Genomic DNA, 13,725 nt, shown 5'->3' with positions numbered 1-13,725 from the left:
AACGTGTAGTGACGACAGCGGCCATACCCTATGGTTTATTTTACGCAAGTTTACTGCAAATGTTTCATAATTATTTCACATTGGAAAGGAGCGTCGCTAATATAAGTCCTGTTTCCAGGGCCATATCTTCAAAATCTGCTAGTGGCAGCGGATTTTTGCCAATCCCAAGCTCCACAGTAAATCCAGGTTTGCGGAAGGTCTGAATAAACCAATCCTTATATCCGGCATCACTTCCCGTCAGCTCCACTGCCCGGTAACTGCTCGCAACTGCCAGCTGCGCGGCTAATTCGCGGCTCTCGGGAGGCTCATACCCCCGGTAGTTCCAATAAATCTCTCCTCCTTGGCTATGCAGAGACACTGCAGCTTCGCCAGGCGCTTCCTCAGCCAGGGCTGCCAGAGCAGCTGCTTCAGGCTCACTCAGCGGCTCAGGGCCGCTGTAATCCCGAGGTGAGGGCTGCCTTACTCCCCGACGTTCCCGCTCCTCTTCCCAATGAGCGGGAAATTGATCCCCAAGATCCACACCGCGGATGTTAGCTTTCCAATGCCGGAAGCTGCTTCGTCCACCATTCCATCTCATGAGGTCATCATAAAACGGATGGTCAGGCAAAACCCCTTCCTGAACCAGCTCCACACCATCTGGATTAGCCATAGGCACGACCCATAATGTCCAGTTTTGGAACCAAACCTCAGGGTTATGTCCATTCCATTCCAAGCCTTCAGCATAAGCTGCTGCATACTCCTCTATGAAGGACATCAAGCATGGCGAAGTCAGCCATTCATTGGCATGCAAAGCGGCGTTAACATGCAGATGACGAGTGCCGTTCCCGATCTTGAGTACATGGAGTGGCTTGCCGAGTACGCTCGTGCCTATTGTGGCTGCTTGTATAAACGGGTATTGGACAAGCAAGCTGTCAATGTCACTCTCAACATCAGCCGGACCGTACTCCCCGCGCAGAAACACCACGCGGTCTGGAATCGGGGGTGGAATGACAAGTATTTTTCCAGGTGTACAGCAGCGCCCTGAGGTCACACCAGGATTAAGCTTCTCCAAATCCTCTAAATTCACATTAAATAATGAGGTTATCCGTTCTGGAGTGTCCCCTTCCTGCACAGCATACCTTTTACGCGGCGAAGATGGCAGAAATAAAACCTGGCCTGGGTATAAATAAGACTGCCTCCCAACCCATGGATTACCTTGAATAACATGCTCAGGAGTTAATCCATGTAGAGCGGCAATTCGGCTTACGGTATCTCCCCTGTTTGCAATATATTGTCGCATTAGGTCTCATCCTCTCGGCCTTAAATTGCTGATACAGCAATACAAAAACAGCGGCATACAGCACTTAACTCTATTGTATGCAAGCGCCACTACCCGGCATGAAGGAGAAATGAATCACAAGAAAAAACAACGTCATCGCCCTATAGATGGCAACCATTTCTCATGAAAATAAGGATATTACAGATCCGCAGCGTATAAATGCTTATATTTCAAAAAAACAGACTGGGAAATGTGCTTTCCCAGTCTGTTTTTCTTTTTACACTCCCATGGAGTTTGTCCCTATTCAATTCAACATTGCTCCTGCTTATAACGTGGATACTTGCCACACTACTGGAGTACGTCTAATTTGTTCTCCAAGCCAGTCTCGCGCGATGCTTTGAAACATCTCAGCATCACCGCTGCAGAAGAACTGATGAATTGGACTTTCATCGCCGATGGACAGCTTGCCTTTGTCATATAAAATTGTGCTGATCTCACGAGCGGTCTCATCTGCAGAACTGATCAGCTTGACTCCTGATCCCATAGTCTCACCAATGGGTTCTACAAGAAATGGATAATGAGTGCATCCTAAAATTAAAGTATCGATGTTAGTGTCTTTAATGCCTTCGAGTGCCTCTTCTACGATATCGTAACTTTTCTCTGAGCGGAACTTGCCTTGCTCGACAAGTGGGACAAGCGCTGGACAGGCTTGACTTACAACCTCAACAAAAGGGGACAACTGCTTTAATGCGTTAGTATAAGCTCCGCTGTTGATGGTTCCTACCGTACCGATCACGCCGACATGTCCGCTTTTGGTTGCGCTAATTGCTGCGCGGGCTCCGGGATGAATCACCCCAATTACAGGGATGGAGACCTTGGCTGAGATATAATCGAGTGCCGCAGCTGTTGCGGTATTACAAGCGATAACGATCATTTTAGGATTAAACTGGATCAAATAATCTACAATTTGTTCAGTAAACAGTTGTACTTCCTCGGTCGAACGGGGTCCGTACGGAGCTCGGGCAGTATCTCCGAAATAAATGATCTTCTCCCGCGGGAGTTGCCTCATCACTTCTTTGACAACTGTTAACCCTCCCACACCTGAGTCTAATATTGCTATAGCTTGCTGCACGAACACACCGCTTCCTTCTACTTGTTTTGTGTAGCTTATGTAAGGTGAAAACAAAATGTACCTGGCTTTCAGCCCCAATTGCAGATATTACTCCTTTTGCCCTCTTAGTTCAAGACTAGTCTTCTTCCATCATTTAACAAGCGGGGGCAAACTAATTAAAAAAGCCACCCTCCGCCCAATGCGAAGAAGCGGCTCTATTATAAGAGAATGAGTACTCTTTTACCACTGAAACAGAGGATTTAAACCACGGTCCCATTATAGAATTTCTTTATCAACCTTGTCATCTTGAACGACTTCTTCCAGGCTAACTTCTTCGCTTACATCTTCACTTATAGTGGCCTCAACCCACTCAGTTACCACTTCCAAAGTGGCAGCAGCCTCTTCAACAGCTTCTACAGCGTCAACTGCTTCTACAGCATCTTCTGTAGCAATACCGCTTACAGTTACTGTGATTTTTTCTTCTTCATCAACAGCATTCGCACATGATTTGCTCCATTCCCGAACTTCATGCACTACATGCCCAATCGAATCTTTTGCTTTGTCATAAATCTCAATGCTCTTGTCTCCGGCTTGAACGGCAATTTCTTGAACCTTCTCAATACCAGCGGCAGTTCCTTCCGCAATATCCTTGCGCAGCTCTTTACCTGGTTTAGGTGCGAACAGCAATGCTGTCACCGATCCAACCACACTGCCGACTAAAGCGCCCCATAATAAGCCTTTGGTGTCCTTTTTCATCGTTTCATCTCTCCTTTAAATTCATTGCTCCCCGCTCTACCGGGCTAATGCCTATATCTGCTATATCATAAGCAGCAGGGGATTGTCTTGTGACTAATTATTATAACTTTTCAGAAGTTTTGTCTGTAACATTTTTGGGTACGATAGCGTAGCGGCAGCAATGGCCGCCCTCTGCCATACATTCATTACGTGTGACCTTAGCATCCAGCAATTCTTCGAAAAGACTATGCTCACATTGGCAAGCCTTACGATACTGGGTAGCCACTTGGCGAATCGGGCAATTGTACTCCTTTATGACATATGAGCCATCCTCTTCGCGGTTCCATTCTGCCATATATCCACCGGCATTTTGGATGGAAGATAATTCGGCGACGCGTTCTTCCAAATTCCGCCGTTCCATCATCGGAGCATACTGAGCGAGCATCCGGCGGCGGCGTCCTTCAAATAATGTATTAACAGCATCCAGTCCACTGCCGTAATCCAATTCACGCAGAAGCTCCAAAGCCAAGTTGTGATAACTTTTTGGAAAATATTCTTCGGCTCTCTCCGTTAATGAGTACATATGTAAAGGCCGCCCCATCGCTTGCCGGACCACTTTTGTCTTTGCAAGCCCTTCTTGCTCCAGCTGAAGCACATGACGACGGACACCCATCTCTGTAATTCCCAATTCTTCTGCCAGCGCGCCGATGGTCAGTGTTCCTTTCGTCTTCAGGAGCGTCATAATCATTTGTCTTGTCGATCCGTTTTCCTGCCCCATCTTCATCATAAAGGAACCCCTCTCTTTCACGGCTATCGCCTATTCTATGTGATTCTATCCTATGCTATTATAGCGGTACACTGGCTCCAAGCTCCTGGTCCAAATATTTCCGTACCTCAACGGCAAACTGCTCAAGTACTTCCGAAAGAATGGGGGTAAGTGGATGCAGATCACCTCTCTCCCAGGCATAATAATCCTGAACGAGTGGCTTACGCAGAGCAACTAATTCTATCAATCTCTCATAAATCACACTTTGACCTAGCACTTTCTCTTCATGAATAATAGAAATTATATCCTCATAACTTCCAGCATCACGCATAATAAACCCGTCAATGAGACAGCTACCAACGTCTGTTACAACCTCTATTGCCAGATGGAGGCAGCGTTCCTGTATTAGTCCAGTTAATGTTGTACCATCCCAGGAAGCTGCTACAGTCCGAAGACCAGCGGTAATATCAGGGATTTGAGCAAGAATAGTTTCGATTTGATTGCGGTTGACATAATACACAGCAATACCCCCATGTCGATAATTGTTAGAGAATCGTCCTAATCTCTACTTACCGCGTTTGCCACGGCGTTTCAGCCAGAAGAACATTACGAAACATGCTCCGAGAAAAACGACTAAATAAGTTAACGCTTCCATTGGATACTCAAGCTCACGCATTCCTGTCACCGCTTCCGGTATAAAATGATGATACTATATTCAAGCAGCAGCTTAAATTTCGTAATCTACAGCAATCGAGAGCTCTTTGACTTCATTAATGTGAGCAATAACTTCTTTATGCGCCGGATGAACCTGATACGCCTGTAAATCCTCTAGAGAAGCCACTTCTGTGACTAGAGCAATATCAAAGGAACGATCGGAATGAATGATGTCAGCACCCACCTCGATGGAGAGAAGCTGCGGGATCTTACCTTCCATATTACGCAGTACCGCTACCGTTGCCGCTACACTTTCTTCGGACCGATCTTTTAATTTGAAAAACACAATATGTTTGATCATTCTATATCGCTCCCTAATGTAATATTGTAATTAGATATTAAAAATATATCATAAGCGTAGCTGTTCTGAAAGAAACTTAAACGGTGTTGTCAGAAATAGCAGCATTAACCATTGCCGATATACCAGAAAGTGTTGTAGTATATTTTTAAAAAATCGGAGGAATTATGCCTAATAACCAACAAGAAACTCATAATATCCAGGCGTGGTCTCTGATCAATCGCAAATACCTTGGACAAGGCGTTCGAGTCAAAAGATTTCGCCGTCCAAAGCGCAGCCAGATTAGAAACCGTGTGCTGCTTGCTGTATTGATGGCTAAGGATATCAAGCTGTCACGACTCGCAGAAGAGCTTGGTATATCCTCACGCAGTGTAAGCGCTTGGGTATACGAAGGTCGTATCCCTTCCAACAATAACATTGACAAGACCTGCCGCCTATTGGGGTACCCACCCCACATTCTGTTCAATGAAGCATTGATTCGTCAAAGCCCCATTGTATGTCAGCCTACACCTTCACGTTTTATGAAAAGAAGTATTACCAGTTCACCGCGCAGCAATGTTATCCTGACCGGACTTTGTATGGTTTACGATTTCTCAGTAACGGATGTAAGTATCTGGATAGGCGTCCATCCTGGAACATTTCGAAAATGGCTCCACAACAGCCATCTGCCGACCCCTGCTCTGCAGGAAAAAGCCGAGGCTTTCTTTCGGATTCCACGCCATATTCTATTTGCAGACTGCGGAACGCTCTAATACAATCCTCTCACAAAACACGTCTAACACAGCCCTTCTTCAAGAAATCATGAGAAGGGTTATTTGCCATACCTTTTTTTCTTAAAAAGAGGTCATACTACTGTGTGTAAATATATTGTGTAGTACTAAAGAACGGGTCAGGAGGCGCAAGATGAAACTTAACGGAATTCTGTCAAAGGGCTATACCGATACTTGGAAAGTGGCCCCTGGTGTCATTGGACTTCGCACTATGTTTGTAAATGTCGCATTAATTGGCCAGCCCTCTTCGGATTGGGTTCTTGTAGATACCGGTCTTAGCTCATATACAGGCAATATTATTGATTTTGCTACGGAGCATTATGATAAACCTCCGGTGGCAATTATCCTGACGCATGGGCATTTTGACCATATTGGGGGTGTAAAAAGGCTTGTTGAGGAATGGAATGTGCCTGTATATGCTCATCCGCTAGAACTACCTTTTCTGACAGGTAAAGAAGACTACCCTCCAGCCGATCCGGCCGTAGGCGGCGGGCTTATGAGCATGATTTCCCCTTTATTTTCACATCATGGCATTGACCTTGGTTCAGCCGTTCATCCCTTGCCGGAAGACAGGACTGTTCCTGGTGCGAAGGGCTGGGAATGGATCCATACCCCTGGACATAGTCCCGGACATATCTCCCTGTTCAGGCCTGAGGATAGAGTTCTGATCGCAGGTGATACGTTCCTTACGGTCAAACAGGAATCTGTATTTGCAGTGGCTACGCAGCATCAGGTGGTGCATGGCCCACCCTCTTATTTCACGACAGACTGGGAAGCTGCTGAGAAATCGGTCCGTACCCTTGCCTTGCTGAATCCACATCTTGTTCTTTCGGGACATGGAGTACCCATGGAAGGTGAGGAGCTGTCTACTCAGCTTGCTCATTTGTGCAAAAATTTCAAAGAAATGGCGCTACCGGGTCAAGGTAAATTTGTGTAAAAAAGGTACTCCTGATCAGCGCACAGAGGTCTAGGGAAAAAGTCCCTATAATTCATTTGATATAGCCGATTCTACGGATATTCAACGAAATTATAGGGAGTTCCTCCCTAAATTACTTGCTTAGTGCAGATTTACGTGCGACGATATATCTCAGTATGTATTGATGTTTTTTTCCAAGCGGCCCACATAAAGTCTCCACACATGAGCCGGTCGTAATTATTTTCGTACCTGCAAAATGTTGTCTTAAATCTTCTTCACTAAAAAAATGGGCGTATTTTCCCTCTTTGTATTCGTAGGTTCCCGGTTCCAAAAGTGTTCCACAGCCGTTGTTCGCATCCTCATCGGAAAAACTGGTAAAATAGAGCAAGCCATCCGGCCGCAGCTGTTCCAGACAATTAGCTACGAGCCTGCGGCGATCCTCTTCGAGAAATAAATGCAATACGTCATAGCAGTAGACAGCATCAACCTGTACTTCAGAAATAGGATCTAATACGGAACCTGAGATAAAATGGCTCTTGGGATCCCATTCTGCCGCCATCTTTAACGCGTCCTCGCTCAACTCAATGCCTAAGGTCTTAAACTCATCTGAGAACACCTTCGTATTTCTTCCGTATCCCGCACCCGGGACTAAAACTGATTTCACGTTATGTTGCCGGAATATATCCCTTGCTGCCTGAGCTGTAGGACTAGGTTCACTCCCCCAGATCATGCCTTCCTGAGCAAATCTTCGACTCCAGTATTCGGACATAGATTAGACCTTCTTTTTAAATTTATTCGCTAATTTCATCGCAAGGAACTGAGGGATCAGGTTTAGCATACTAAAAAATATAAACGATCCTGTAGGTCCAAGTGGTTTGAAAAACGTCCCGTCCCAACCGCCTTCCCCTGACAAGTTGCTAATAAAATAATAAGAGACAAATGCAGAAGCAATATTCCCAATGACTATAGCAATTATATTATTAGACCATTTTCCCAAAAAAGCTATTAGTGATGTTATGACGATCATCATTAAATAACCAACCATTGAACCATTATTGAAATCTTTATCCATCGCGAAATATACAAATGGAAAACAGTACACAATAATGATCAGGAGATTCAATCCTAATTTTCTCACCGCATCCCCTCCTCAGCTAGTTTTTCACTCTATACCAATACTGATAGATCTCCTTAAAACCCAGCTTGTCATACAAGGCTGAAGCCCCCGTATTCGCTTGCACAACTTGCAGAAAGGAAGTCGTTGCTCCCTTTGCTCTCCCCCAATTAAGCAACGCTAGCAGCAGTTGTTCCGCCATTCTCTTTCTACGATGAGCAGGGGAAGTGACAATATCATACAGACCCAAGTACCCGTTCTGAATCACACCAAGACCGCAGGCGACAGGAACACCATGATTAAACAACAGGACATAACCCTGCTGCAAATGTGATGCAGACAACATTCTAGTTAAGGTTTCCCGGTTCTTATCAGACAAGCCGGTAAGCTCACTGAAGGTGTGCAGCCACTCTTCAGTCAAGCTCTCCTGTATCTGAACCGTATAACGCAGATCGGGGCTCGCTAAGTCCCCCAGATCAAGAAGCCTTACAGATGAAGGCTCGGCAATTGTATAGCCACGCTCTGCAAGAATCTCATCAAGCTTTGGCGGCAGGATGTAGGGGGTTATTTTGAACACAGACTGTAGTCCAGCATGCTCATAATACCGCTCCGCAAGCTTGATTTGTTCTGTGAGTTCAGCCTGAGAGCTGTCAGCCCCGTATAATGGATTGACCGAATTGGCCCTTTTTGTATAACCAGCTGCCGAACGTAGAATCCAGCCCTGCAGGAGAACGCTTTGCTCCGCCGGCCAAGTATTAAGTGTGATTTCTTCTATGAATTTATACAGCTTAATCCGCTCCTTTTGAAGCACGTTTGTTACGCATCGCAGGCAGTAATTTCACAGCTCCCTCCCCTTGGGAGGTGAAATAGTCATATTCGGGAGACTCTTTGCCATAGAGAGCTATTTTCCCCTCACCGTTATAATGAACACCCCAACCAAAACGCTTCGGCAACAGTGAAGCCCTTAGACAAGGATGATTTTTGGAAAATAGTTCGTTCCATATTTCTTCCTTACGGGCCAAACGTTCTTCCTGTGGAATTTGTTTATGGCGCACATGAACCTCGTACAGAAGTTCTTCATGATTGTATTTGTAGGGCTCATTGATTAACAGTTCATATTGAATCACATGTGCAGGCGGGAGCGTTCGGCAAGACATCGGAGGAACTCCTATTTCCTCAGGACAGTCCTCTGCTACACGAATAAAAGTATTGGTATAGCTCATTTGCATCACCTCCATCTTAAATAGAAATATATTCCTTCTATGATAAATCATTTTCCTATTCTAAGCATAGCCGAATTTTCTAAAGCCCATGATGGATGAACAGCAAAAACGGCCAATCCTCTAAACTACGGAGGATTAGCCGTTCTCATTTACCAACTCGACTTGGTAATGCCCGGAATCTGACCTTTATGCGCCAATTCGCGGAATACAATTCGGGAAACATTAAATTTCCGCAAATAGCCTCGAGGTCTGCCAGACACTTGGCATCTATTTTTTTGACGAGTTGCGGAGGAATCACGTGGCAGCTTTTGCAAAGCCATATAGTCCCCCTGTTCCTTTAGTTCTTTTCTTTTAACAGCGTATTTGGCGACTAGTGCTTGTCTCTTCAATTCTTTCACAACTTTAGATTTCTTGGCCATGTTCGTTCTCCTTCCATCCTTTAAATCTACTCGTTCAATGCACTCTTCAAGGCTTCCAGGTTCTGACGCATGATTCCTAAATAATCCAGGTTTTGACTGCGATCTTCCTCTGTTAATCCTTCAATTGGGTTTAGAACGGCTGCTTTGGCACCAATCTCTTTTGCTATTGTGTCTGCCACACTGGAGGATACAAGTGTCTCGAAGAAAATCGTTTTCACTTTATGCTCTTTCGCAAACTCCACAATCTTACTCATATTTGCGGCAGAAGGCTCCTGCTCCGGAGATAGTCCGGCAATCGGGACCTGAGTTAATCCATACTGCTTGGCAAGGTATCCAAAAGCCGCATGCTGAGTAATAAAATCCTTGCGTTTAGTATCCTTAAGACCGTCCTTAAATTCTTGATCCAGTTGCTCCAGCTTAGCTACATAAGCATCTGCATTTGTCTTAAAATCCTCGGCATGTTCAGGTGCGGCAGCAGCTAAAGCTGCTTCAATGTTACGCACTTCTTGAATGGCTAATGTAGGATTGAGCCACACATGCGGATCTAATCCACCGTGATCATGCGAATGCTCTTCATGAGCATGCTCTCCTTCTTCATGAACATGTTCCCCTTCTTCATGAACATGCTCCCCTTCTTCATGGTGGTGGTCAGCCTCTTCCTCTTCCGTGCCTTCCATGATGTCCAGACCCTTACTCGCTTCTACAGTAATTAACGGAGTGCCAGATACACTTTCCAGCACCTGATCTACCCAACCTTCCATTCCTGCGCCATTATAGATCAGCATATCCGCATCTGAGATTTCTGCCATATCTTTTGCTGTCGGTTCCCAATCATGGGGTTCGATTCCTCCTGGTATGAGTGCTTCCACGTCCGCCAGATCTCCTGCCACATTTTTGGTAAACTCGTAAATAGGATAGAAACTGACTTTAATATTTAATTTAGATGACTCCGGAAGGGCTGTAGCTTCTGCGGCTCCAGAAGCATTCGTAGTAGTAGAAGAATTAACAGCATTATTACCGCAACCGGCGGTAATAAGTAACGCGGACAGGGACAAAATGGCTAAATGATGGATTCTAAATTTCATTGAGAGGTGTAACTCCTTTACTGGAAATAGTTTTATGAATTCGCCGACGATTTCTTAGTCGGATCAGCTTCTGTACCAAAATTGCGATTAATAAGAACGATAGCAGTATAAGAGCAATCGTCCCACCAGGCGGTGTATTGATGTAATACGAGGCACTTAGGCCACTAAAAACGCCGAGTAATCCTACGCCAATTGAGATCAATATAGCTGTCGTAAAACCAGACGCTATACGCAAAGCAATCGAAGCTGGCAAAACAATAAGCGCTGAGACTAACAGCACTCCAACAACTGGCATCGCAGCAGCGACTGTCATTCCAGTTAGTACAGCAAACGAAAATGATAACCAGCCCACATGAACTCCACTGATACTAGCGGTCTCTTCATCAAAGGTCAGATTATATAAGGATCTGCGTAACACAATAAAATAGATCAGACCGATTACAGCAACCACAGCGATAATCTTTAGTTGAGTGTCGCTGACCGCAACGATGGAACCAAACAGATAGGAACTGAAGCTTTTACTTAAATTCTGCTTTAAGCTCATAAGTACAACTGCCAATGCTAATCCAGAGGTCATAATAATCGCTACCGGAAGCTCGCTATATGTACGATAAGAACGTCGAAGCTGTTCGATGACAATACCACCGAGAATCGCTACCATGAAGCCACTTAGTGCCGGATTAAGCTGTAGTATTGAGCCTAGTGCTACTCCTGCAAGCGAAACATGAGAGAGGGTATCCGCCATTAGGACCTGACGGCGAAGCATGAGATATACCCCGAGTAGCGGACCGATAATGCCAATTAATCCACCGGCCCAAAATGCACGTTGCATGAATTCGTAACTAAACATTGCCAACCCTCATTCTCCTTTCGTTCCAGGCTGATCAACGTATCCAGATAGGAGCTGGTCTCTTCCAGGCCATGCGTCACCATGATTACGGTCCGGCCGTGTTCACTGACATCATGGCGCATCAGCTTATAGAACCCAATACGACTGTCCAGATCCATCCCCGTAGTAGGTTCATCGAGAACCAATATCTGCGGCTGTTGTGCCAATGCTCGAGCGATGCAAATCCGCTGCTTCTGGCCGCCTGACAGTTCTCCTATCTTCCGGTCTCGCAAATGCCACATCTCCACCTGCTTTAAACTTCGCTCAACGATCTCGTCCTGCTCAGGTGTAAAGCGTCTAAATAATCCAAGCCTTGGATAACAACCCGAGCGAACCAGTTCGATCACCTTACTTGGGAACCCTGCGTTAAAAGAAGCTACCTGCTGTGGAACGTAGCCGATAACCATCTTTCCGTTATCTGATAACTCTTTATTCAACTGAACCGTTCCACTCCATGGACGAAGCAGGCCGAGCATTAGCTTCAGCAGGGTGGTTTTAGCAGCACCATTGGGTCCCGTTATACCAATAAACTGTCCGGTATGAATATCTAATGAGATATCATCAAGAACAGGTTCATCCCCATACCCGAACACTACATTCCGCATGGATGATAGGATCATCATGCCTCGCCTCCCTTCTGACTGATATTATGTCCATCCCAGATTAAATCGTAAATTTTACGATTTAACAAATTTGATAATATCGTAATCATTACGATTTGTAAACCCAAAACTGAAAATTAATCGTAATAATAACTATTAGTCCTTTTTCGAATACAACAAAAATCCGGAATCCCACCTTCTGGATTCCGGATTTCCACCGTTAATTTACTAAGTATCTATTCCTCAGCAGCCGCAAGGAGTTCTTCAACAGGCCACGGAAGTGGATTGTTGAACTTTGTCCAATCCTGCTTCAGCTCCTCCGCTGTCAGCAGACATCTGTCCAATCTGGCTTCGAGTTGTGCCTGATCTATATTTACACCGATAAATACGATTTCATTTATTCTATCGCCCCACTGCTCGTCCCATTTTGCCCGCAGCTCAGGTTCGCTTTCCAGCACCTCCAGCTGCTGATCCTTAGGCATTGTAGCCAACCAGTAACCAGCAGGTCCGAACTGAATGGAAGGTCCTGCCTGACTTACAGTAGCTGCAAGATCACCTTTTGCCGCTACCCATGCCACCCCTTTTGCCCGAACGACCTCTTCCGGCCAGTTGCTAAAGAAAAAACTTAATCTTTGCGGGTGGAACGGTGTTCTCCGGCGATAGACGAAAGAAGAAATCCCGTATTCCTCCGTCTCAGGGGTATGGGTCTCTTTATTCAGCTCGGCGATCCAACCAGAGGATAAGCTTGTTTTCTCAAAATCAAACAATCCGGTATTTAGAATTTCCTTTGGATCTACTACGCCGTTAATTGTACGGATCAGCTTAGCAGACGGCTGAAGCTTACGCAGCACAGCTTCAAGCTTATTGAGTTCATCTTCTTTCAACAGATCGCACTTATTAAGCAGCAAGACATCACAAGTTTCGATCTGATCAATAAGCAGATCCACAATATCGCGGAAATCCCCTTCTCCAGCCGTTTGGTTGCGGTCCATCAGACTATCACCTGAGGAGAAGTCATGCCAGAAACGCCCAGCATCCACAACAGTCACCATCGTGTCTAATTGAGCAAGCGAAGTCAGATCAATATCCAACTCGGGATTGGCATAGGTAAAGGTCTGTGCTACTGGTACAGGTTCGCTAATGCCTGAGGATTCAATCAGGATGTAATCAAATCGCCCTTCCGCAGCCAGTTTTTGTACTTCGACAATCAAATCATCACGAAGTGTACAACAGATGCAACCATTGGACATCTCAACCAATTTCTCTTCAGTCCTGGAAAGCGTATTTCCGGACTTCACCAGATTCGCATCCACATTCACTTCACTCATGTCATTTACAATAACAGCTACTTTAAGACCGTCACGGTTGTGCAGAATATGATTCAACAATGTTGTTTTCCCAGAGCCCAAATATCCACTGAGCACGGTAACAGGGAGCTTTTTCAACTATACCACTCCTATCGTTTATAAAATCAAGATTAAAAACATCCGCCCTTAACGGGTTTCGCGATGTAAGGTTACTCTCTTTAGGCGTGGACAATATTTTTTCATTTCCATACGCCCTGGATGATTTCGTTTATTCTTGGTAGTGGTATAGTTGCGATCTCCTGTCTCCGTACATGCCAGAGTAATGATTACTCTCATCATTTCCATCTCCTTTTGATTAAATCGTAATAATTACGATTAACACATCGTACACGGTTTATTCACAATCTGTCAACTATGATCTTGTAAAAATTTCAACTCTCTTAATTTTGTGGTCTTTCTGGTGGACAAATTACGTATAGATGGAATTATAAAAAATATGATTCTTGTAATTCCTAGAG

General features: G+C 45.0%; 18 protein-coding genes. 2 read left to right on the top strand and 16 right to left on the bottom strand.

The window, feature by feature from the left end:
* Positions 1-70: 70 nt before the first annotated feature.
* From MHH89_RS01595 to MHH89_RS01570, 6 genes are all read right to left on the bottom strand, one after another.
* Positions 71-1,279, bottom strand: coding sequence for a M14 family metallopeptidase (locus tag MHH89_RS01595; protein WP_076219389.1), 1,209 nt, complete (start codon positions 1,277-1,279; stop codon positions 71-73).
* Positions 1,280-1,583: 304 nt separating this feature from the next.
* Entirely contained in the window at positions 1,584-2,390 is an 807-nt protein-coding gene (gene racE / locus MHH89_RS01590) for a glutamate racemase (protein WP_036689641.1), read from the bottom strand.
* A gap of 255 nt (positions 2,391-2,645) precedes the next feature.
* Positions 2,646-3,125: a YtxH domain-containing protein gene (locus MHH89_RS01585; protein ID WP_341086143.1), complete on the bottom strand. Its 480-nt coding sequence runs from the start codon at positions 3,123-3,125 to the stop codon at positions 2,646-2,648.
* A gap of 100 nt (positions 3,126-3,225) precedes the next feature.
* A complete protein-coding gene (locus tag MHH89_RS01580; RefSeq protein ID WP_076184345.1) occupies positions 3,226-3,891 on the bottom strand; it encodes a helix-turn-helix transcriptional regulator in 666 nt (221 codons plus the stop codon).
* Between the two features lie 58 nt (positions 3,892-3,949).
* Positions 3,950-4,390 (bottom strand): DUF86 domain-containing protein, encoded by a 441-nt coding sequence (locus MHH89_RS01575; RefSeq protein ID WP_076125085.1) that lies wholly within the window; start codon positions 4,388-4,390, stop codon positions 3,950-3,952.
* 207 nt (positions 4,391-4,597) lie between these two features.
* Entirely contained in the window at positions 4,598-4,885 is a 288-nt protein-coding gene (locus MHH89_RS01570; RefSeq protein ID WP_036689213.1) for a Dabb family protein, read from the bottom strand.
* 164 nt (positions 4,886-5,049) lie between these two features.
* On the opposite strand from MHH89_RS01570, the gene MHH89_RS01565 reads away from it, so the two are divergent.
* Together MHH89_RS01565 and MHH89_RS01560 are read left to right on the top strand one after the other, a co-directional pair.
* On the top strand, positions 5,050-5,634 hold the full coding sequence (locus MHH89_RS01565; RefSeq protein WP_036679391.1) for a helix-turn-helix domain-containing protein: 585 nt from the start codon (positions 5,050-5,052) through the stop codon (positions 5,632-5,634).
* A 151-nt stretch (positions 5,635-5,785) separates the two neighbouring features.
* Positions 5,786-6,589 (top strand): MBL fold metallo-hydrolase, encoded by an 804-nt coding sequence (locus MHH89_RS01560; RefSeq protein WP_076125083.1) that lies wholly within the window; start codon positions 5,786-5,788, stop codon positions 6,587-6,589.
* Positions 6,590-6,701: 112 nt separating this feature from the next.
* Here MHH89_RS01560 and MHH89_RS01555 read toward each other — a convergent pair whose 3' ends face one another.
* The 10 genes from MHH89_RS01555 to rpmG all read right to left on the bottom strand — a co-directional run bounded on the left by MHH89_RS01555 (position 6,702) and on the right by rpmG (position 13,543).
* Positions 6,702-7,337, bottom strand: a complete 636-nt coding sequence (locus tag MHH89_RS01555) for a class I SAM-dependent methyltransferase (protein ID WP_076125081.1) — start codon at positions 7,335-7,337, stop codon at positions 6,702-6,704.
* Positions 7,338-7,340: 3 nt separating this feature from the next.
* On the bottom strand, positions 7,341-7,706 hold the full coding sequence (locus MHH89_RS01550) for a hypothetical protein (RefSeq protein ID WP_076125079.1): 366 nt from the start codon (positions 7,704-7,706) through the stop codon (positions 7,341-7,343).
* A gap of 16 nt (positions 7,707-7,722) precedes the next feature.
* Complete coding sequence (locus MHH89_RS01545; protein ID WP_081386198.1) at positions 7,723-8,493, bottom strand: GNAT family N-acetyltransferase; 771 nt, start codon at positions 8,491-8,493, stop codon at positions 7,723-7,725.
* Positions 8,471-8,905, bottom strand: coding sequence for a DUF6157 family protein (locus tag MHH89_RS01540; RefSeq protein ID WP_081386199.1), 435 nt, complete (start codon positions 8,903-8,905; stop codon positions 8,471-8,473). Before MHH89_RS01540 ends, MHH89_RS01545 begins: the two co-directional genes overlap by 23 nt.
* A gap of 149 nt (positions 8,906-9,054) precedes the next feature.
* Complete coding sequence (gene rpsN / locus MHH89_RS01535; RefSeq protein ID WP_038569786.1) at positions 9,055-9,324, bottom strand: 30S ribosomal protein S14; 270 nt, start codon at positions 9,322-9,324, stop codon at positions 9,055-9,057.
* A gap of 26 nt (positions 9,325-9,350) precedes the next feature.
* Positions 9,351-10,409 (bottom strand): metal ABC transporter substrate-binding protein, encoded by a 1,059-nt coding sequence (locus tag MHH89_RS01530; protein ID WP_341086139.1) that lies wholly within the window; start codon positions 10,407-10,409, stop codon positions 9,351-9,353.
* Positions 10,399-11,265 (bottom strand): metal ABC transporter permease, encoded by an 867-nt coding sequence (locus MHH89_RS01525; protein WP_076125073.1) that lies wholly within the window; start codon positions 11,263-11,265, stop codon positions 10,399-10,401. The genes MHH89_RS01530 and MHH89_RS01525 overlap by 11 nt, the downstream gene beginning before the upstream one ends.
* Positions 11,211-11,918, bottom strand: coding sequence for a metal ABC transporter ATP-binding protein (locus tag MHH89_RS01520; RefSeq protein WP_076125071.1), 708 nt, complete (start codon positions 11,916-11,918; stop codon positions 11,211-11,213). The genes MHH89_RS01525 and MHH89_RS01520 overlap by 55 nt, the downstream gene beginning before the upstream one ends.
* A gap of 218 nt (positions 11,919-12,136) precedes the next feature.
* Positions 12,137-13,345 (bottom strand): GTP-binding protein, encoded by a 1,209-nt coding sequence (locus tag MHH89_RS01515; protein WP_076125069.1) that lies wholly within the window; start codon positions 13,343-13,345, stop codon positions 12,137-12,139.
* Between the two features lie 48 nt (positions 13,346-13,393).
* On the bottom strand, positions 13,394-13,543 hold the full coding sequence (rpmG, locus tag MHH89_RS01510; protein WP_076098468.1) for a 50S ribosomal protein L33: 150 nt from the start codon (positions 13,541-13,543) through the stop codon (positions 13,394-13,396).
* Between the last annotated feature and the right edge of the window lie 182 nt (positions 13,544-13,725).

Source organism: Paenibacillus sp. FSL H7-0323 (genome assembly GCF_038002725.1).
GTDB lineage: Bacteria > Bacillota > Bacilli > Paenibacillales > Paenibacillaceae > Paenibacillus_AQ > Paenibacillus_AQ odorifer.
The sequence above is the reverse complement of the archived record's forward strand: the minus strand, read 5'-3'. Positions and strand labels throughout refer to the sequence as shown.

Excerpts from the sequence above, each read along its gene's own strand:
- MHH89_RS01555 (WP_076125081.1), bottom strand. The coding sequence starts at position 7,337 with ATGTCCGAATACTGGAGTCGAAGATTTGCTCAGGAAGGCATGATCTGG.
- MHH89_RS01570 (WP_036689213.1), bottom strand. The coding sequence starts at position 4,885 with ATGATCAAACATATTGTGTTTTTCAAATTAAAAGATCGGTCCGAAGAA.
- MHH89_RS01530 (WP_341086139.1), bottom strand. The coding sequence starts at position 10,409 with ATGAAATTTAGAATCCATCATTTAGCCATTTTGTCCCTGTCCGCGTTA.
- MHH89_RS01520 (WP_076125071.1), bottom strand. The coding sequence starts at position 11,918 with ATGATCCTATCATCCATGCGGAATGTAGTGTTCGGGTATGGGGATGAA.
- MHH89_RS01540 (WP_081386199.1), bottom strand. The coding sequence starts at position 8,905 with ATGAGCTATACCAATACTTTTATTCGTGTAGCAGAGGACTGTCCTGAG.
- MHH89_RS01565 (WP_036679391.1), top strand. The coding sequence starts at position 5,050 with ATGCCTAATAACCAACAAGAAACTCATAATATCCAGGCGTGGTCTCTG.
- MHH89_RS01560 (WP_076125083.1), top strand. The coding sequence starts at position 5,786 with ATGAAACTTAACGGAATTCTGTCAAAGGGCTATACCGATACTTGGAAA.
- rpsN (WP_038569786.1), bottom strand. The coding sequence starts at position 9,324 with ATGGCCAAGAAATCTAAAGTTGTGAAAGAATTGAAGAGACAAGCACTA.
- MHH89_RS01580 (WP_076184345.1), bottom strand. The coding sequence starts at position 3,891 with ATGATGAAGATGGGGCAGGAAAACGGATCGACAAGACAAATGATTATG.
- MHH89_RS01595 (WP_076219389.1), bottom strand. The coding sequence starts at position 1,279 with ATGCGACAATATATTGCAAACAGGGGAGATACCGTAAGCCGAATTGCC.
- rpmG (WP_076098468.1), bottom strand. The coding sequence starts at position 13,543 with ATGAGAGTAATCATTACTCTGGCATGTACGGAGACAGGAGATCGCAAC.
- MHH89_RS01585 (WP_341086143.1), bottom strand. The coding sequence starts at position 3,125 with ATGAAAAAGGACACCAAAGGCTTATTATGGGGCGCTTTAGTCGGCAGT.